The following is a 1,285-nucleotide window of genomic DNA, read 5'->3' as shown; positions in this document are numbered from 1 at the left end:
TGTGTGGATGGCTCCCGCATTGCAAGCGGCGAATTGAGCTTCTGACGCGTTGGTCGGGTGCAGTCTTGTGTCCGGCCTGTTGATGCAGTCGTTCATGTGACCGCTGGCCCTGATGGTATCCGCGAGCTGGGTCCCACTCTGCTTTGCGGGCTATGATGCCCTGGACATTCAGCGGGGTGTCCCGGCTCCCGGTCTGACCGGTTCGCCATCAACTCTCATCGTCCTCGCAACCTGGAAAAACCTCCGCGCCGTGCGGTCAGGCGGCCGTGGCCGCGGGTGCGCGGTAGGTGCCGCCGCGGGTCATGATCGCCCAGGCGACCCGCGCGGTGCGATTGGCGGCCGCAACGGTCACGACGCGCACCGGCTTGCGCTGGAGAAGGGCCGGCAGCCGCGAGTCGACCGACGTCGGCGCGGCCTTCGCGCGCCGGACCAGAGAAGTCATGCCGACTACGAGCAGGCGGCGCAGGTAGCGGTCGCCCATGCGCGAGATCCGACCCAGGCGCTCCTTGCCGCCGCTACAGTTCTGCAGCGGTGTCAGTCCCAACGAGGCGGCGAACTGCCGACCGGAGCGGAAGCGCTCGGGCTCGCTCACCGAGGCGGCCAGCGCCGTTGCCGAGACGATACCGACACCGGGGATCGTCGCCAGGCGCTGCGACAGGTCGTTTTCCCGATGCCAAGCGAGCAACTCCTTCTCCAGGCGGGTGAGCTGGATCTGCAAGGCGCCGATCTGGTCGGCCAGCCCGGTCACCACGCGTTGCGCCAGTGGTGGCACCTCGGCTGCGTCTCCGGCCGAGAGCCGGGCTGCCAGTTCGAGCGCGTGCCGCAGGCCCCGCGCCATCTCGATCCCGAACTCGGCGAGCAGGCCGCGGATCATGTTCACCAACTGCGTGCGTTGCTTGACCAGCAGGTCGCGCGTCCGGTGCAGCGCCAGCGCCGCCTGCTGCTCGGTCGACGTCACCGGCACGAAGCGCATGCTCGGGCGCGTCACCGCCTCGCAGATGGCAGCGGCGTCGTTCGCATCGGTCTTACCGCGCTTCACATACGGCTTCACGTAAGCGGGCGGCATCAGCCGAACCTCATGGCCGAGCTTCGTCAGTTCCCGGGCCCAGTGATGGGACGTGCCGCACGCCTCTATGCCGACCAGGCATCGAGGCAGCTTGGCGAAGAACGGCACGACCTGCGCCCGCCGCAGCGCCTTGCGAACGACGACGTGCCCAGCTGCATCAACGGCGTGAACCTGGAAAATGCTCTTGGCCAGATCGATGCCGACGGTGGTGATCTCCAT

General features: G+C 67.9%; 1 protein-coding gene. It reads right to left on the bottom strand.

Going from position 1 to position 1,285, the window contains the following annotated elements; genetic code table 11:
* Window positions 1-256: 256 nt before the first annotated feature.
* The coding region (locus FV242_RS33895) for an IS110 family transposase (protein WP_147942027.1) at window positions 257-1,285 on the bottom strand (1,029 nt) is incomplete at its 5' end.

This window comes from Methylobacterium sp. WL64 (assembly GCF_008039945.1).
Lineage (GTDB): Bacteria > Pseudomonadota > Alphaproteobacteria > Rhizobiales > Beijerinckiaceae > Methylobacterium.
This window is presented reverse-complemented; position numbering and strand designations above follow the sequence as displayed.